Genomic DNA, 18938 nt, shown 5'->3' on the forward strand with positions numbered 1-18938 from the left:
AGCAAAAACAGGGGTATCTTGAAAATTATTAAAGGCCTCGACCGATTATTTGCGAATTTTTCGTTTTATACCGTCCCCCGGGCGGCTCTCTTGAGGGTTGTCAGGCCATTGGTGCTTCGGGTAGCGCCCTTTCATATCTTTTTGGACATCACAATAACTATTCGCCCAAAAACTCGCGAGATCCTGCGTCACGGCTAATGGGCGGCGAGCCGGGGACAGCAAGTGTATTTTTAACGCCACCCCATAACCGATTACCGGCGTATCCGTTGAGCCAAACATCTCCTGTAACTTCACCGCCAACACCGGTGGGTTGTCACTGTAATCAATCGCCGCCGTATGGCCTGAGGGCAGTGTTAATCGCGTCGGTGCCAATTTCTCCAGTTCATTGGGCAGCGGCCAAGGCAGTAACCCCTGTAGGATCGCGGCCAGGTCTAGGCGGGAAAAATGATTTAAATGATTAACAGGATCAAGATAGGGCGCTAACCATTGCTCTAAGCCAGCCAATAACGCTTGATCCGATAGGTCAGGCCACGGGCCGCCTGCGGGTTGTGCTTGGTAAAGAAAATTAACCCGCTGCCGCCAACGGTCTATCCCATCACTCCAAGGTAGCAACGCTAATCCCTGTTTGCGAACCTGCTCGATCAGAACCTGATTTTTCTCCGCCAAAGGGATAGTTTGTAATACTTCCCGCCGCACCACTAACACGCCAATACGGCACTGTAATTCACAACACATACGGTTCTGCTGACGATCCCATTCAACCACCGTCTGCTGCTGTACCAATCCCGCTAAGGCGGTCTCAAATAGTGCTTCCGATAGCGGGCTAGCGAGAAAAACACGGTCGGCGCTCTGCCCCTGCATACCGCCACAGTTGGCTCCCGCCAGCCAACGATGCTTGGCCAACGGATCAGCATCGTTGAGGCGTACGGCCCGACCACCACTTAACTGATAGTCACGACCGGATGGCCGCCGTGCGGCAATACGATCCGGATAAGCCTGAGCGATCAAGACTCCGACCAGTGCCGATGGCGATAGTCCAGACGAGGATTGAGTCAGGCCCTTTAAATGCTGACAGCAGAGTCGGTAAAACTGCTGACTGAGCTGCCGAGTCCGCTGTAACGCCCCTTTTAGCCGCGCATCGCAGTGACTCTCACCCTTCAACCAGCTCAGGCGGCGAGCGAAATCTGCATCGCCATTAAGAGGATCACGCTCACTCAGCAGTGCCGCCACATCACAGGCTAGCTGCGCGGCATCGGCTTCCCAGCCCACCAGCAAAAGGTGAGCAAGCCGAGGATGCAGTGGCAGTCGCGCCATCAGTTCGCCGGCGCCGGTCAATTGAAACCCATTATCGGTTGCCGTTAACGCCCGTAAACGCACCAAGAGGTCCCGCGCCTGACTCAACGCCGCGTCGGGTGGTGGATTAAGCCAGCGAAGCTCCGCCGGATCATCCACGCCCCAACGGGCTAATTGCAACGCCAGTGCCGTCAGATCGGTAGACATAATCTCAGGGGTGGCATGGGGCGCTAACTGCTCCTGCTGGGTTTGGGACCAAAGCCGATAGCAACAACCGGGCTGCATCCGCCCTGCCCGGCCTGCACGCTGAATACTCGCGGCCCGTGACACCCGGCAGGTATGCAGCCGAGTCATGCCACTAGCAGGATCTAGGCGGGCTTCACGGCTTAAGCCGGCGTCGATAACAACCCGAATTCCCTCAATGGTTAAACTGGTTTCGGCGATATTAGTTGCCAAGACCACCTTGCGCTGCCCTGCGGGAGCCGGGGCAATCGCCTGCTGCTGCGCCTGAATACTAAGATCCCCGTAGAGAGGCGCTAATACTATATTGTTAGCCAACTGCCCCGCCAGAGCACTCATTACCCGTCGAATCTCTCGCTGACCGGGCAAAAACACCAACAAACTGCCCGGCTCATCATCCAACGCCTGTAACACCGCACGGGCAACTTGCTGCTCTAAACGCTGTTCACGACCGACAGCGCCCAGATAGTGAATTTCAACCGGATACATGCGCCCTTGACTACTGATCAGAGGCGCCGTAGGGAGTAATTGTTCAATCACCCGCTTATCCAGTGTCGCCGACATCAGTAATAATTTAAGGGGCTGATCATCGCGGAACAGTTCTCGCCCTTGCAAGGTGAGCGCCAAACCAAAATCCGCATCCAGGCTGCGTTCATGAAACTCATCGAAGATCACCAAACCATAACCCTCAAGGCTAGGATCATCTTGTAACATCCGGGTAAGAATACCTTCGGTGACCACCTCAATACGGGTCTGCGGGCCGACCTTTGAATCCATCCGTACCCGATAGCCCACGGTTTTTCCCACCGTTTCACCCAACTGTTCGGCCATCCGTCCCGCCGCCATACGTGCAGCAAGTCGACGCGGTTCCAACAATAGAATTTTTTGTCCCACCAGCAGTGGATGACGCAACAGTTCTAACGGCACCAGCGTGGTTTTACCAGCCCCTGGTGGCGCTTCGAGCACTACATCATGATGCTCGTTCAAAGCGCTATTCAGCTGATCCAGGACATCTGAAACGGGGAGAGTGGTCATCGGTAGAGTGCTTCCGGGTTAGCGATAAACAGAAGCGGCTATTCTAACAGCCAGATATAGAATTTCAGGCAAAAAAACGCCATCAAGAAGATGGCGTTATAACAAGATGGAATTAAGCGATGATATCGGTCGGCTCAACCGCAGCCCGATCACTGTCTATAGTCTGTCCCTCATGGCGAGCACGACCCGACTCATGTGCGTCATGCCGATGTTCGTGCTTGAGTTCATCCTGCCCACTATTGTGTTCTCGCTCACCCGAGGCTTTATGCTCGCCATGATGACTCGGATGATCCTGATGAACCCGATCACTCAGTTGGGCTAGATTCTCTTTCATACTGCTCTGTTCAACATCACTGGCACTGGTAAATCGCAGGTCATGCTCCACCAGCGTTACCAATAGTTTCATCGACACGCTCGAAGCACTCTCGATATAGGTTTCACTACGATTTACCAACCCTTGTAACTGCTCAACAAAGGGAATTAAACCATTTTCAGTAACGGCCGCCGAGGGTTCACCTATCGACTGCACCGATCGATACTGCTCAACCGCGCGGTACTCCATCGACTGCTGCATCGAGAGATCCATCTGTGCCAACTGGGTTGAATCAAACGACAGATCACCGGCTTGCTGCATAGCCGTTTGCAGATCACCATTAAAAAAGTTCGCCGCCAGCGATGATAGATCCTGCACCAAATTAGCAATGGCATCCAGTTCATCCACATCCAGCTCGCCAGCCACGCTAAAACCAAACTCACTGCTTTGTGCTTTATCGATACTATAGCGTTGCTCTTGCTGCCCCTGACTGCTGCGTTGGGCATAGTCAGACTGGTAACGTGTTTCACTGTTAAAGGTTATTTCAACCTGATCGCCATCCTGCGTGGTCAAACTGAGGGTAAAACTATCATCCCGACTAAAGCGCTCTGACAACGAGTAGCTTTGTTGCGTTGCGGCGACGCCATTATTCGCGGCTAGCCCTGACAGTTTTTCAGCGGCGGAAAACGTCGAGACACTGCTCTGTTGAGAGCCAGAAGAATGACTCAATGCTGGATTAATAACGAAAGGAAATGAACTGGGATTAAACATCGCCGGGACCCATTTTATGATTCAATTACTCAGTTATCGCCCGCAAAACTGAAATCTATAATGAAAAAATCATCATCAGCCGTTTCACTATGAATCACCGCCCTGAAAACAGATCGATCTGATCCACCCAAGCCTGCTCCTCAGGTTCGATATACAGCTGATCTAAGAGGGCGGCGGCCCAACTCTGCTGTTTTGCCAGCTGTTGCAACAGCACTACCGAGATCACTTTGACAGGCATCAGCGTGCTCCACATCGACGTAGCAAGAAAGCGCCAATAGCTGGGGTCGATCTTTTTCGGCCGATTTAACTGGGCACTGCAGTTTTCACAAATCATAATACAGTGATCGTAATCAGGCTCTACGGCCTCTGGCGGCACTTCATAAATGCCCAATTTCACACCGTGCGCCTCACAGAGTTCACATTTAGAGCCACAACGGCGTACCAAGTCTTTGCCAAACAGCGACAGACTATGATCCCTTTCTTGATGTTTTGAATGGCCTTTTGACATAACAACACCCTTTATAATCAACTCTCTATCCGGTGCTCACCATAGGCCTAATAAGCTAAAAAGTTAAGCCTGATCAGCCGTATTAAATAGACCTTCAGCCAATGAGCCGATCTGCTTGCCCGATTGGCAAACTCATCGATAAACAGCGCAACACAGCATTTGACACAGAAGGAGGTAAACAAGGCACGACAGGATATTCCCTCTCCCAGACAACCCCACTAAAGTTTTAAGCATGCAGATAAGCGATGAAAACTCGGCACATCTTGCATCCCTTTATGGCGTTATCGCCAATCGGGGATGCAACACCGGGCTGCATCATAGGGCTATCTTCTAACCAGTGCTCTGGTTATATCCAATACGCCATAGAGAAAATGGATCTTTCTTTCGGCAGTTTTAGCAAGCTATTCGTGCGCAACCTATTTCGCGCCAAACGCCGCTAAAAGCCATCCACCTTAACCCGTGGATAAAACAGCAAGACAATAATTCTAATTTCGTGCACAGCACGCTGCTTTCGGAGATATTTACACATGCAAGCATTTGTCGACTTCACAAACGGCATTATCTGGAGTCCCGCTCTGATCTATCTGTGCCTTGGCGCAGGTCTTTTCTACTCCATCCTGACACGCTTTGTGCAGGTTCGTATGTTCCGTGAAATGTGGGTACTACTGTTTTCAGGCAAAGCCTCTGAAAAAGGTATTTCATCTTTCCAAGCTCTGGCCGTATCACTTTCAGGTCGTGTCGGTACCGGTAACATTGCGGGTGTGGCAGCCGCCATCGGTTTTGGTGGCCCGGGTGCAGTTTTCTGGATGTGGGTCGTTGCCTTCCTCGGCGCGGCAACCGCTTACACTGAATCAACACTGGCTCAGATCTACAAAGAAGAGCACGAAGGCCAATACCGTGGTGGCCCCGCGTTCTACTTTGAAAAAGCGATGGGACAAAAATGGTTTGCATGGATTTTTGCCATCGCTACCATCATGGCTTGTGGTGTATTCCTACCGGGCGTTCAGTCCAACAGTATCGGCAACGCGGTTGAAGCGACCTTTGGTTCCGGACAAATGATCGAAACAGCGATGGGCACCCTGAGCTTTGCCAAAATCGTTACAGGCACCATTGTTGTGCTGATCCTAGGCTTCATCATCTTTGGTGGGGTTAAACGTATTGCCAGCTTCACTCAGATTGTTGTGCCTTTCATGGCACTGGCTTACATCATCATCGCTGGCGTTATCGTTTTACTGAACATCGATATGCTGCCAGGTATTATCGGCATGATCTTCCAAGATGCCTTTACACCGATGGCGGGTATGGGCGCAGCCATTGGCTGGGGTGTTAAACGTGGCGTTTACTCCAACGAAGCCGGTCAAGGTACTGGCCCCCATGCGGCCGCTGCGGCAGCCGTAGAACACCCGGCACAACAGGGTCTGGTTCAAGCGTTCTCAGTTTACATCGACACACTGTTTGTCTGTTCTGCCACCGCGTTCATGATCCTGATTACCGGCGCATACAACGTACACGGTGCAGGGGATACCTTCTTGGTACAGAACCTCGGCGCGGATATCGCTGCCAACGGCCCACTGTACACACAGAAAGCGATCGAAAGCGTGCTGCCTGGCTTGGGGAATCCATTTATTGCCTTTGCCCTGTTCTTCTTCTCTTTTACCACTATTTTGGCTTACTACTACATCGCCGAAACCAACATCGCCTATATCCAGCGGACAATTAAAATCCCAGGTATGGTTGGTGCACTGAAGCTAGTACTGATGGCTGCAACCTTCTATGGTGCGGTTAAAACAGCCAACCTAGCATGGGGACTCGGTGATATCGGTGTTGGCCTGATGGCCTGGCTGAACATCGCCGGCATCCTGATCATCTTCTTTATGTCTAAACCTGCGCTAAAAGCACTGAATGACTATGAAGCGCAACATAAAGCAGGCGTCGAGCACTACACCTTTAATCCGCTGAAACTCGGTATTAAAAACGCCACTTTCTGGGAAAAACGTTACGAGAAGAAAATGGCCGCGGCTAAAAAAGCGCCGAAGAAAAAAGCTGAAACGGTATAACCCTTTTCATCTCTGACTCATATCGGATGTAAACTAAAGCCCGTGCTGGTAACAGCACGGGCTTTTACGATTAGTCACAAACAGAACCCGTTGCGCCGAAAAAAGACGGTTGCTAGGCAAGGCCCCTCCTCCCTATAATCAGATCGAAACACGCTCATGCTCTCTCAAGCCTAAGCGGCCACTCGACTCTATTTAGGCATCTCTGTGAACTATCCCACTGTTATTATGAAGATGCTCACCCGGGCGCTACTGCTTATTTTGCTTAGCCCCCTTACTGTTCATGCCGCTTGCCAAACAACCTTCTCCGTTGCCTGGTTGGAATGGAAGCCCTATCAAATGCTAAAAGACCGACAGGTAACCGGCATCGATATTGAGCTACTAAAAGCGATCATGGATAACGCCGGTTGTGCCTATCAACTTAAAAAAATTCCTTGGGAGCGCACTAAACGCTATATTCAATCCGGTGAGCTTGATCTCGCCATTGGCGCATCAAAAACCGCTGACCGGCGCCCATGGGCCTATTTTTCTGAACCTTATCGCTCGGAAACCACGGCTATTTTTGTTCGTAAAGATGAATATTCTATCTGGAACGCGGCAGAAAATTTTACCCAACTGGCCAGCTTAAAACCCCGTGCAGCAGTGATACATGGCGCATTTTATGGTGAAGCGTGGGATCAAATAAAAGACGCCCTGCCCGTCCAACAGCTGAGTAAATATGAACAACTCTTCAAGATGTTGCATAGTCAGCGCACCAATATTGTCCTCAATGATCTGTATAACGGTAAAGAACTGATCAAAGAGTTCGGCTTGCAAGCGCAGATAACGACTTTAGATTGGAACGCCAGTATTGATGAGATACACTTAATGTTCAGTAAAAAAACCGTGCCACAGAAGGATATTGATCTGATCAACCACTCTATTCGACAACTACGGGCATCCGGCGAAATTGACGCCATTATTAGCCGCTACCGTTAAGGCCGCTGTTAACCGGCACGCAGGAACATACTTTAAAAACAGGCTATGTTAATCTTATCGCCTAACAGTACCGTCAAAATACGTCCAGCCATGCCAGATCTACGCGAATGTCCGTAACCACTGCCTCTGCTAAACTTTTAGAACCCGTACTGCAGCTCATCCAACATTTTAGGCTGGATCAAGCACAGATACTCGATATCGCCGCACTCACATCGGCGGAATTAGCCAAGCCAGATGCGCGCTTTCCAACCTCAGCCTATGGCCAAATATTACAGGCCCTCGCACAGGCGACCGATAACCCTCGTATCGCCCTAAATTTAGGCGAAGCGACCCAACCGCGAATGCTCGGCTCCATTGGCTTTCTCATGTCATCCGCTGAAACCTTGGGCAAAGCTTACCAAGCCCTAACCGACTACCTTCCGGTGCTGCTTGAGGGCGCACTGATTCAGATGGAACAAACCGTTGATGGCACCCTGCTCTCCCTCGAACTGAATGACCCAGAACTGCCACCGGTTGAATATCTACTGGCTTGCATGATCAATTGGCCGCGTCGCTTAACCGGTCATCAGGTCCCGGTAAGACTGGTGCAACTGGCCTTCCCCGAACCGGAAAACCCACTGCCCTATCAACAGTTTTTTGCGGCCGAGGTGCGTTTTGATGCCCCCCGTAACCAGCTCTTATTTGCCAGTGATTACCTCGCCTTAGGTTGCCTAGACGCCAACCCCGAAATGCACCAGTTACACCGGGAGTTCGCCGATTCACTCTTGAGTAAATCAGCCCAGCAAAGTGCCCTGACCGCGCAGACCCGCAACCTGATCCGCCGCCAACTGGCGGAGGGGCAAGGCTGTGTCAGGCGCGAACAGATCGCCGAGGCGGTCGGCCTCAGCTTACGCACGCTGCAGCGAAAACTCGGGCAGTTGGGCACAAACTTTCAAGATATTTATGATCAAACTCGCCGTGAAGTCTGTCTACAGCTAATTCAGCAGGGCCGTTTAAGTTTTGGGGAGATCACCTTTCAATTAGGTTTTTCCAATCAATCGGCCTTTCAGAAAGCCTTTAAACGTTGGATGGGCGTCGCCCCTAGTCATTACCGGCAGCAGATTAAACCCTTGGCGGTCATCGAAACCTCCTCACTAACAACCTCGGCTAATAGCCAAACCAAATGGCTTGAAGAGAGTAACCATCGGCTGCGAAGTAAACGCATTGAGCAGCGGATCGACCAACTCAGCCGCTTTACGCTGGAACTACTGGAATGGGCGGCACTGCTCGGCGAACAGTTTAACCTCACCGAGCTAGAACAGATGACCCAGCATCAGGTGGCGCGGTTAGCGATCCATCTATGGCCTGCGGAACAACTCGGTTTAATTGATTTAGGCTCCGCCAGCACCGCTGACCGTCCGCATCCACACCGCGATCTAGGTTCGCCGGATGGGCAGAGCCCCTGTCGCTTTAGCCACCCAGAGATTCGCAGCGCCATCTATCAGCGGCTCAATGAAGCAGAAAAATGCCAACTGCACCACCAGTGCGGCAGCACACTATTGGCGCGTATCCCCGCTGACTTTACCCTAGAGCAGATTACACCCGCATTACTGCATCTCAACCGGGCATATCAGCAGACGAACCCCAAGCAGAAAAAACAACTGCGCCGACTCAATATCCGCGCCGCCACCCTCGCCCAGTATGAACAGCAGTTTGGCAGCGCCAGCCGTTATCTGTCTAACGCCTATCGCCTACTCCGTGGGGATCAATACAAGAAGAAGCACCAACTACTGCTACAACGGGCCAAACTGCACCTATTGGCCGGCGAAGTCGTGCTTGCAAATCAATGCCTGCAACAACTGCCGAATGATAAAGTTCAACCGGTGGCGCGGATCAAATCAGCCTTGATGAGCGCCGAGATCTGTCTGCACCGTGATCAGTATGCACAGGCGTTAAACCATCTGCAGGAAAGCCTCAAGCAACTGACTGACACACCTCTACCCGACAACGAAAATGAACAGCTGTTACTGCTATTATCACAACACCAAGCGATCAGCGAATTAATAGGTGAGCGACTCATACCGCCACTAACACCGCTAACCGACGAAACAGATCAACTGCAGCTACAATTGCTAGAAAAAATCAGCCTCATCGCCCGTCGACAGGGCCAGCCTTTGTTGGCCGCCTGCGCCATTGGCCTGATGACCGCACTAAGCTTGCAACAGGGTCGTAGCCACCTGACGGCATTTGCCTTTGTTAGTTACGCCTGGGTGGCCAGTTGGTTCTGCGCCGATGTTCGACTGGCGCAGATGTTCTCGGTGCAAGGGATGCAACTGGCGCATGAGTTTGGTGGTTTAATCGCCACCACAGCCTTACCTTCGAACACCGAGCCCGACACCGATATCGCCACCCATGCGGCGCTCATACAATCCAGTCAGGTACAGCACTGGTTTACCCCCCTTCGTCAGACCAAGGAGCCGCTGCAACAGATCGATTCCTTAGCCGAAAAACACGGCCATTGGCTGGTGCAGAGTGAATCTCGGCTACTACAACATCAACTATCGATTCTAACCAGCCGCTCTTTAACTGAGCAGCTAAGCCTCTGTCGTCAGCATTATCAACAGATGCTAACACAGCAGCAGTCCCATCAAGCGGCCCGCTTACAGGCATCATCATTACTGCTAATGGAGCAACTCAGTGGTCAAAAGCCACTGCCGCAACAGCTCGACTATCAACACGGGTGGCAAGGCTTCAGCTCGATTATGGCCGCCTTCTTGCTCAATCAACAGCACCTATGGCCTGATTTATACGCTTGGGAAGCTCGACTGGAAAATGATCTGCCCGGTTATTTCTGTGTCAGTGAAGCCCTATTTTGCACCGCGATGATGCGACTAATGCTGGCCCAGCAACAACAAGCACTGCTGCCCCGCCGACGGATTGAAGTTGAGCAGATCGAGTCTCGCTTCGAGCTGTGGGCCACCCACTGTCCCGAAAATTTCAATACCCAACGCTTATTACTACAAGCCGAAAAAGCCCGCCTGCTAGATCAAGACCCTTATCCATTATTTGAGCAGGCGATCACCTGTGCAGAACAGCACGGCGTGAATTATCATTCAGCGCTGTGCTATGAGCGCTACGGGGCGTTTTTACAGACGCAACAACAGCAGCGATTGGCACAGTTCTGTCGCGATAAAAGCCGGGATATTTATGCACAATGGGGCGCTCAGGCAAAAGTTGAACAGTTAAATCAGCTTAAGCACTAAGCCTTTGAATCAGCCTTGCATCACCATACGGTTTAATTCAAGCAACACTGACTCGATTGCGCCCCTGATCCTTGGCGGCGTAAAGCGCTTCATCACTGCGAACCATCAAACGATCCAGTGCTTCTTCGCCATCCCAAACAGCAACACCGATGCTCACGGTACATTGAAGGAAGCTGCCCAACAAACTGGGGAATGCATGCTCACTGATAACGCGCCGAATTCGCTCCGCCGTTTCCTCTGCTTGTGCCAGATCAGCAGCCACCAGCAGCACGGCAAACTCCTCCCCGCCAACACGCCCGAAGATATCAAACTCTCTGATATTCTCCTGCACTAGCCCGGCAAACTCTGCGAGCACATCATCACCGGCGCTGTGCCCTAAGGAGTCATTGATTTTCTTAAAGTGGTCAAGATCCATCATGAGTAGTGCTAAAGGTGCCTGCTCACGGTGACTACGATTGATCTCATGGTTAGCCCGAAGATAAAACTCCCGACGATTACTAATATTGGTTAAAAAGTCTTTCGTCGCTAACTCAATCAAATGGGATGAATAAAGTTGACGATTGGCATATTCACGCGCAAGCAACCGCCATGTGAGCCAAGACATCACGATAAAAATCAGTACGACCGGGAGTAGCAATTGAACAAAATACTTCTCGCTGGGAGAGGCCTCATCCCAGTTTAAACTCGCTAGCGCCCTCCCTTTTGAATTATATAAAGACACCTCAAGAGAGCCAGCATTCTCACTACTGGGTTCCGTGGATAGACGTAAACCAGGCAACAGATAGACATCGCCGACATTCTGAATTTTTTCCCTATCAAGGCGATCTGCGAACAACATAAAAGCATCATCACCTCTTTTTTGATCGTCAGACTCATCCAGAAACATACCAATACTAACGAGATAGGGTGAGCCAAAAAACTCGCGATAACCACTCGTAATATGTGGCATATCGTTATCAATCGCAGCCTGTACCAGGGTTTGCAAATCGCTATGTTGCAGTTCAGAAGCGCTGATCGTCACCCGCTCGCCATCCTTAAAGGTCAAGACGGTTTTCATATCGGCGGTGAACACCCAGACCAGATCGATGCCGTAATTATCCTGTAGGTATTCGCCTATATGATCCTCCGCCCAATCCTCATCACGTTCAACGATCAGCTTTTGATGCGCTTCGTCCCAAAAAGAATATTCCTGCAACACCGTTTGCTGACGCATCGCTTCGATATCAAAGGCTGTATTGACGCGCAGTTTAAAGTTATCCTCCGTCAGCCCTTCCATACTAACGAAGGTCATAATCACCAAGCCGATAATCGATACGAGGCTGATACCAAACAGAGATAGAATCAGCGGTATCACCGAGCGAGAAGGCAACGAATGAGTCAGTTGATAGTCTTCATCGGGTGAATTCATTAAGCTGCGCGGTTCACTCATTGGAGCTTCCATTGGCATAACAATTGAATAAGTTGATTAGCTGGCACTTAATCAGCGATCTCGTTGTTAAGTACGACTCGCCAGAATAGGTAGATATAGTATGACATAGCATTAGCTATTAACCCACGCTGCGCTATAACCGTTATGGTGACTTGTGATCAGGCTCAAAAGCAGCCACTGTCACAATACTGCCGCGAGAAAAGCCGAAAGAGTGGTATACAATGACGCGCTCAAATAGAAGCGAGATAAACTTAACCGTCTGTTTAGCGGAAACTGGCTGCTTTTTCTAGCACATTACTCACCTTTACTGGCAAAATAGCCGTTCACGCAAAGCACTAATATGTAGTAATTTATGACTCCATGGAAAGTATTGGTCGTTGACGACGAAGAAGGTATTCACGGCATTACCCGCATGATTTTCCGCGGGTATGTATTTGAGCAACGGCCAATTGAATTGATCAGCGCCAAGAGTGGTTACGAAGCGCGCACACAATTAGCCGCGCACCCGGATATTGCCCTAGCACTACTCGATGTTGTGATGGAGAACGATGACGAAGGATTACAACTGGTCGAATATATCCGCAACCAGCTCAATAATCAGGATATCCGGGTCATCCTACGGACCGGACACCCCGGTTATGCCCCCGAATCACAGGTCATCGTCAATTATGATATCAACGATTATTTAAGCAAAGCAGAGCTGTCAGCCTCCCGTCTGTTGACCTCAGTGGTTGTGGCGCTGAGATCGTTTCGTGATATCAAGAATGCCCGCACTCAAGCCACCCAAGACAATCTTTCTAGCGCCCCCGATGAGCAACGTCTTGCAACAATATCACAACAGTTAAATCAACAGGTGCGGCCACTACTCAAACAGAGCCAACGATTACAGCAGATGGATCTCAACCCGGTGGCTAATGATTTAGCCGTGGGCCTGCATGCCCATCATCAGCGGCTGGATAATAGCATCACCATGCTCAACCCCGGCACATCAGTCACTCAAGCCGACACAGTAGCCTTAGCACCGTTGATGGATGAGATACTGCATACTTTTTTACCCCAAAGTCGCCAAGATGGCTGGCTATTAGATTACAAACTCGATACCGCGCTAGCCGCAGAGATTCACTGTGATCCTATCCTTATAAGGCAGATACTCATTAGCGCGATTGAACTGGCGATTCTGCAAGCCAACGGGGCCGACCTGAAACTCAGCCTGCAACCAGCCGCGCGGCAAGGGCAACTACTCATCAGCGTCAGCTTAAACGATGGTCAGCCCGTGTTTCCATCGAGCCACTGGTCACAATGTTTGCAAAACCACCTGCAACGCTTGTGTCAGCAACTGCAGGGACGCTTAAGCGAGCCAGATGAGCGCGGTACCATTAACTGCCAAGTAACGTTGCTTTAGTGCGTCAACGATTGAGTAGGCCGAAGATTAAGTACGCCAAAAGCGTCAGACGATATTCTCAATCGCATAGCAAACGCTAACCGACGGCCTTCAGTGACCGACCTTAGATGGCGGAAGACTGGGCCTTAAACAGACCCCGCCCTCCTAGTGCTCCTGTACCGATGGCCCCTCAGGCAACCGAGGTTGATCGGCAAAAATATCGGCAACGACAGGCTAGTTGTCAGACAACATATACACCGTTGCTTCTTGTCGTTGGGTATCGACCCAGCGCTCAACATCATCTCGGGTGCGACCAAAGAAGACCACCCGAGACATCGGTTTGAGTGTGCCGTTACCACTAATTTCATGACGATAAACCCACCAGCTATCGGCGGCCATCTGTTTGATATTAAGTGCGTATTGCAGCGTGTTTATCGCTAAAAGCGCGTTAGCATTTTTCATAATTCTGCACGTTTATTATTAATATTATTCGCTTGTTGCCAAGCCTGTGGGTATTAACTCAGTTTTACTCATATTTCATACTTAATAGTAGCAGAGGGCTAACAGTAGCCCCCTGCCCATTTAGTATTACTGCGCCTGAGCCAGCTCTAACAGTTCACGGATTGCCACGGTAATAATCGCGAAATCCTGCTGTGCACTACCTCGCACTTCGTTCAGCAGCGACTGCCACCGATCTAACAGACGATCATTACTGCTCAGCCAACGTTCAACTAGCGCATCACCATCTAACTCAGCGTCGGATGCCGTCCCATCGGCGGCCATCAACACACTGACTGTAATCGCTTGCTGATGGCTGGTCAGATCTTCACGGAAGCCATCCCGTGCCATCGACTCCCAATGGTTACTCGCCGCAAGCTCTTTCACTTGCTCATCAAACCATTGCAACTGCAGCCGCTCACCCAGATCAAAGTGAATCTGTGCAACCTGCTGTGGTGATTTACCAGTCTGTTCGGCTGACCGAATAACACTGAGTAACGCGTAGAGGCTGTCGGCACCGGCAACAATCGCCGCCAGATCGCCAGGCACACCTGCGCCCGTGAGTTGATCATGCTTGTGCTGCCAGAGGTTAAGCGGTTCACCTTTGAGCAACTGCGATAGCTGACCGCTCAGCGTCGCGACACCCTCACTAAACTTATCCACCGCACCGGTGACATCCAAAGGCCGTTGATAGCGCAGGAACCACTGGGTGGCACGCCGTATTAAACGAATAACATCCGCCATCATCTGCTGTTGTAGCGCCGAATCCACTTGGTTATCCAAGGATTCAATCTGGTGCCACAGGGCATCGATATTAAACACATCTCGGGCGATCACAAAGGCCGCCGCGACATCACCAAAACCAGCACCGCTAATTTGACAGAGCCGATCCGCAAAGGTGATCCCCATGCTATTGATCATGCCATTGGCAATTTGGGTGGCGATAATTTCAGAACGCAGTCGGTGCTGCGAGATCTCAAGGCCAAACTCATTCACCAGCCGTTGCGGGAAGGCCGAGACCGCCTCACGACTCAAGTAGCTATCCTCGGTAATCCAGGATTCGCTCAACGCCTCTTTCAGCTCCGCTTTCACATAGGAGATCAACACCGAGAGTTCTGGTCGGGTTAATCCCTCTTGGGCTTGTTTACGGTGCTGCAGTAGCTCATCGGAAGGCATGAACTCGAGTTCTCGATCCAGCTTACCCGAGGCCTCGAGACGATGGATCAAACGAATGTATTCATCCATCGAACGACGCGCATGGCTATGGCCGATACTGATCGCCTGTGCCTGCTTATAGTTATTCTGCAACACCAGATCACCGACTTCATCGGTCATCTCACGCAGCAAGGCGTTACGCTGCTTGACGGTCATATCACCGTTAGCAACCACCTCATTCAGCAGTATCTTGATGTTTACCTCATGGTCGGAACAATCCACACCACCGGCATTATCAATAAAGTCGGTATTGGATTTACCGCCATTAGCACAGAACTCTATCCGACCTAATTGAGTAAAACCAAGGTTACCGCCTTCCCCTAGCACCCGACAACGCAGCTGATTGCCATTGATACGCAGGCCATCATTGGCCTTATCACCCACCTCGGCATGACTCTCATGGGAGGCTTTCACATAGGTGCCAATCCCACCATTCCAAATCAGATCAACCGGTGCTTTCAACAGCGCGGTAAGCAGGTCATTAGGTGATAAGCGGCTCTCCTGAATATCAAAACGGGCTTGCATCTGCGGGCTGATATCCAACCACTTAGCCCCACGGGAGAAGATTCCACCGCCGGCGGAGATTAGCTCTTTGTTATAGTCTTCCCAGCTAGAACGTGGCAGCTCAAATAGACGCTTACGCTCAATAAAGCTGCTGGCGGCATCCGGGGTCGGATCGATGAAAATATGCAGATGGTTAAAGGCCGCACAGAGCTGAATATGTTCGGACAGCAGCATCCCATTACCGAAAACATCTCCGGCCATATCGCCAATCGCAACCACCGTAAAGTCTTCCGATTGAATATCTTTGCCGAGTTCACGGAAGTGCAGTTTAACCGACTCCCATGCGCCCCGTGCCGTGATGCCCATACCTTTATGGTCATAGCCCTGTGAGCCACCGGACGCAAAAGCATCGCCTAACCAAAAACCGCGTTCTTCGGCGATAGCATTAGCAATATCAGAGAAAGTCGCGGTGCCTTTATCGGCCGCCACTACAAAATAGGGATCATCTTCATCATGTCGTACCACTTCAATGGGCGGAACCACTTCGCCGCCCACCAAATTATCGGTGATATCCAGCAACGCCGAGATAAAGATCTGATAACTGGCGATACCTTCCGCCTGAAAAGCTTCACGGCCACCGGTTGTGGGTAACTTTTTCGCGACAAAGCCGCCTTTCGCACCGACCGGCACAATCACCGAGTTTTTCACTTGCTGCGCTTTAACCAGCCCCAGCACCTCGGTACGATAATCTTCTAATCGATCCGACCAACGTAGACCGCCACGGGCAACTTTACCGCCGCGTAAATGCACCCCTTCAACCCGCGCCGAATAGACGAACACTTCAAACATGGGACGAGGCTGAGGAATACCAGCGATCGCCCGAGGGTTGAGTTTAAAGGCAAAGTAGTCCTTCAACTCACCGGCGGAATCACGCTGAAAATAGCTCGTACGCAGGGTGGCTTTGATTAACTCAAGAAAGCGTCGCAGGATCTGATCTTCATTGAGATTGTCCACCTTCTCTAGAGCTTCGAGAATACTGTTGCTAATACGCTCCACCAGCGCCTCAGCTTTAGGATTGCCCCAACGGCTCGGATCAAAACGCGCCCGAAACAGAGTCACCAGCAACTTAGTCACATGGATATGTCGTGCCAGTGTACCGGCGATATAGGATTGTGAGAAGCCGAACCGAATCTGCTTATTATAACGAGCATAAGCTCGCAGCATCGCCACTTCTCGCCAATTCAGGTTAGCGCCGATGACCAGATGGTTAAACTCATCATTTTCGGCACAACCGCTCCAAATATTAGCGAAGGCCTCATGGAAAACATCTTTCACCTCTTCCAGCACAACCGGTTCAGCCCCCTGACTAATCAGGGTGAAATCATGCATCCAGAACTGCTTGCCATCACTACGGCTCACCGCATAAGGATGCTCACCGATCACCCGCATGCCGAGATTTTCCAGCACCGGGATCACATCCGACAGTACCAACGGCTCATCTGCGTGGAACAATTTAAAACGCAAAACATCTTGGCTCTGCTCCAGCACTCGGTAAAAGCTCATGGTCACCGGGTTAGTATCACTCAAGGCTTCGATACGTTGAATATCGTATACCGCACTCAAAACCGGGAAGTGCTCTCGGTAAGCGCTGGTAAAGGCATGACCATAATAGTTATGCAGTCGATTGCCCCGCTCTTCGCCACAGAGTCCCGTCAGTGCTGAATGCAGTTCATCGCGCCAGTCACGGGAAATATTAATCACATCCGCTTCCAACTGAGACAGATCAAGAGCGTCAGCCGTCTCTGGATCGATACGCAGAACATATTGCACCCGTGCCAGAATAGACTCACTGAAGGTGGTGGTAAATTCAGCCTCATCCGCATGACAAGCCTTTACCAGCAGGTCCTGAACCTGCAGCCGCAACGCCGTGGAAAAAATATCTCGCGGGACATAGTAGAGAAAAGTAATAAATTGATGACAGCGGTCTTTACGCACCAACAGTTTTACTTTGCGGCGATCGTGTAAGCTGAAAATACCCATCGCCGTATCAAGCAGGTCTTGCTCACTGGAGAGAAACAGCTCATCACGGGGCAAATCACTCATGATTTGCAGAAGCTCTTTGCCATTATGACTACGACGCTCAAAACCCGCACGTTTCAACACCGCTTCCGCTTTACGGCGGATCACCGGGATCATCAGCATCGGTTCGGAATACACTGATGAAGTATACAACCCATGGAAACGGCACTTAGCAATGACATTCCCCTGCGCATCAAAACGCTTAATGACCACTCGGTCCATATAGGCCGGTCGGTGCACTAGAGAATAATGATAATCTTTCGCAAACATTAGCCGGCTAGGCTCTAAGAGAAAATCCCGTTCATCATCACGTAAATCATCCAGCAGGCTCGAATGCCCCTGGCCGGCATGTTTATGTAATTTTAAGGTGCCTAACTCGCTGCCTTCGCAACGACGCACACGTTCACCTTCGACACTCAGCTCATCGTAACCGAGAAAGGTAAAATGATTATCGAGCATCCAACTTAAAAATGCCTGAGCTTCGACATCATCGGGCTGGGCCGATGCTTGGGATAACTCATCAAGCAAAGTCTGAGCCTGTGTCTGCATCAAGTCGTAATCAGCAACCGCAATACGGACATTCTCGAGTACCAACAACAATGATGTGAGTATCGCTTTTAATTCAACCGGATCGCTGGTGCGGTCAATTTCCAAATAGATAATCGATTCCGCCTGGGCCGCTTCATGATCAGCATCAACAATGCTGACCAATTTGCCCTCATCTCGCTCAACGTGAAGCACCGCGTTATGAACGGTATGAATGCCCAACCCACGACGGTTCAACTCCATGCGTATAGAGTCAACCAAAAATGGCATATCCTGTTGTACAATCTCGATCACAGTATGTTGTGACCACCAACCAAACTGCTCAAGATCAGGGTTATACACCCGCACTTTCGGCTCGCTGCCTGCAAAGCTTTGCAGGAACTGCCAACAGGACATGGTTGAGCCATAGAGATTATCTAATGAGCGCTCTTTGAGCTCATCATAGGTCGACGTCTGGTAGTAGTAATGAGCGAAATTGACCGCTGTACTGGCCATCTCTGCTGGGAGTTTTTCGATAACTAAGTCATTCAGCGGCGTAAGCAACACTGATTTATCAGATGAGCGATCAGGCATTTTTAAACCTTCTTATTATTTTATATAAGTTCAGACAGAGAGCTGCCCAGAAGATACTAATACAATATAGCTGACAAGCACTTTTAATAACCCCCTTTCATGCCAATTAAACCTCCTTGTATGCCAAACAGGCTTAATAAGATGGAAACACGGCGAATAAACCACTGACAACACACAGACTCCTCCTCAATAAAAAAACCGGTTGTCACTCTCTTGATGTAAATAGTGGAGGACAACCGCTTTATAGCTCAACGGTGCAGCATAGTGCCGCAGCATTGT

The 18938-nt window shown here is 50.6% G+C and carries 10 protein-coding genes; 4 read left to right on the top strand and 6 right to left on the bottom strand.

Going from position 1 to position 18938, the window contains the following annotated elements:
- Positions 1–45: 45 nt before the first annotated feature.
- The 3 genes from hrpB to ACN0T0_RS11710 form a co-directional block, all read right to left on the bottom strand.
- A complete protein-coding gene (gene hrpB, locus ACN0T0_RS11700) occupies positions 46–2568 on the bottom strand; it encodes an ATP-dependent helicase HrpB (RefSeq protein ID WP_417226269.1) in 2523 nt (840 codons plus the stop codon).
- Positions 2569–2680: 112 nt separating this feature from the next.
- Positions 2681–3652 (bottom strand): hypothetical protein, encoded by a 972-nt coding sequence (locus ACN0T0_RS11705; RefSeq protein WP_417226270.1) that lies wholly within the window; start codon positions 3650–3652, stop codon positions 2681–2683.
- A 94-nt stretch (positions 3653–3746) separates the two neighbouring features.
- On the bottom strand, positions 3747–4160 hold the full coding sequence (locus ACN0T0_RS11710; RefSeq protein ID WP_417226272.1) for a phnA protein: 414 nt from the start codon (positions 4158–4160) through the stop codon (positions 3747–3749).
- A 527-nt stretch (positions 4161–4687) separates the two neighbouring features.
- Between ACN0T0_RS11710 and ACN0T0_RS11715 the strand changes: the two genes are divergently transcribed.
- From ACN0T0_RS11715 to ACN0T0_RS11725, 3 genes are all read left to right on the top strand, one after another.
- The gene (locus ACN0T0_RS11715) at positions 4688–6217 is read left to right on the top strand and encodes an alanine/glycine:cation symporter family protein (protein WP_417226274.1); all 1530 of its coding nucleotides are present in this window, start codon (positions 4688–4690) and stop codon (positions 6215–6217) included.
- A gap of 204 nt (positions 6218–6421) precedes the next feature.
- Complete coding sequence (locus ACN0T0_RS11720) at positions 6422–7192, top strand: substrate-binding periplasmic protein (RefSeq protein ID WP_417226275.1); 771 nt, start codon at positions 6422–6424, stop codon at positions 7190–7192.
- A 107-nt stretch (positions 7193–7299) separates the two neighbouring features.
- On the top strand, positions 7300–10434 hold the full coding sequence (locus ACN0T0_RS11725) for an AraC family transcriptional regulator ligand-binding domain-containing protein (RefSeq protein WP_417226277.1): 3135 nt from the start codon (positions 7300–7302) through the stop codon (positions 10432–10434).
- A gap of 37 nt (positions 10435–10471) precedes the next feature.
- Here the strand turns inward: ACN0T0_RS11725 and ACN0T0_RS11730 are convergent, their stop codons facing one another.
- Positions 10472–11863, bottom strand: coding sequence for a diguanylate cyclase (locus ACN0T0_RS11730; protein WP_417226279.1), 1392 nt, complete (start codon positions 11861–11863; stop codon positions 10472–10474).
- A 352-nt stretch (positions 11864–12215) separates the two neighbouring features.
- Here ACN0T0_RS11730 and ACN0T0_RS11735 point away from each other — a divergent pair, with 352 nt between their 5' ends.
- Positions 12216–13265, top strand: coding sequence for a response regulator (locus ACN0T0_RS11735; protein WP_417226281.1), 1050 nt, complete (start codon positions 12216–12218; stop codon positions 13263–13265).
- Positions 13266–13478: 213 nt separating this feature from the next.
- Here the strand turns inward: ACN0T0_RS11735 and ACN0T0_RS11740 are convergent, their stop codons facing one another.
- Both ACN0T0_RS11740 and ACN0T0_RS11745 read right to left on the bottom strand, forming a co-directional pair.
- On the bottom strand, positions 13479–13706 hold the full coding sequence (locus ACN0T0_RS11740; RefSeq protein ID WP_417226283.1) for a hypothetical protein: 228 nt from the start codon (positions 13704–13706) through the stop codon (positions 13479–13481).
- A 126-nt stretch (positions 13707–13832) separates the two neighbouring features.
- Positions 13833–18659, bottom strand: a complete 4827-nt coding sequence (locus ACN0T0_RS11745; RefSeq protein WP_417226285.1) for an NAD-glutamate dehydrogenase — start codon at positions 18657–18659, stop codon at positions 13833–13835.
- Between the last annotated feature and the right edge of the window lie 279 nt (positions 18660–18938).

It is taken from the genome of Amphritea sp., from assembly GCF_048266285.1.
GTDB lineage: Bacteria > Pseudomonadota > Gammaproteobacteria > Pseudomonadales > Balneatricaceae > Amphritea.

What these genes read in the sequence shown, in the direction of transcription:
- hrpB (WP_417226269.1), bottom strand. Translation starts at nt 2,568, where the DNA reads ATGACCACTCTCCCCGTTTCAGATGTCCTGGATCAGCTGAATAGCGCT.
- ACN0T0_RS11705 (WP_417226270.1), bottom strand. Translation starts at nt 3,652, where the DNA reads ATGTTTAATCCCAGTTCATTTCCTTTCGTTATTAATCCAGCATTGAGT.
- ACN0T0_RS11710 (WP_417226272.1), bottom strand. Translation starts at nt 4,160, where the DNA reads ATGTCAAAAGGCCATTCAAAACATCAAGAAAGGGATCATAGTCTGTCG.
- ACN0T0_RS11715 (WP_417226274.1), top strand. Translation starts at nt 4,688, where the DNA reads ATGCAAGCATTTGTCGACTTCACAAACGGCATTATCTGGAGTCCCGCT.
- ACN0T0_RS11725 (WP_417226277.1), top strand. Translation starts at nt 7,300, where the DNA reads ATGTCCGTAACCACTGCCTCTGCTAAACTTTTAGAACCCGTACTGCAG.
- ACN0T0_RS11730 (WP_417226279.1), bottom strand. Translation starts at nt 11,863, where the DNA reads ATGAGTGAACCGCGCAGCTTAATGAATTCACCCGATGAAGACTATCAA.
- ACN0T0_RS11735 (WP_417226281.1), top strand. Translation starts at nt 12,216, where the DNA reads ATGACTCCATGGAAAGTATTGGTCGTTGACGACGAAGAAGGTATTCAC.
- ACN0T0_RS11740 (WP_417226283.1), bottom strand. Translation starts at nt 13,706, where the DNA reads ATGAAAAATGCTAACGCGCTTTTAGCGATAAACACGCTGCAATACGCA.
- ACN0T0_RS11745 (WP_417226285.1), bottom strand. Translation starts at nt 18,659, where the DNA reads ATGCCTGATCGCTCATCTGATAAATCAGTGTTGCTTACGCCGCTGAAT.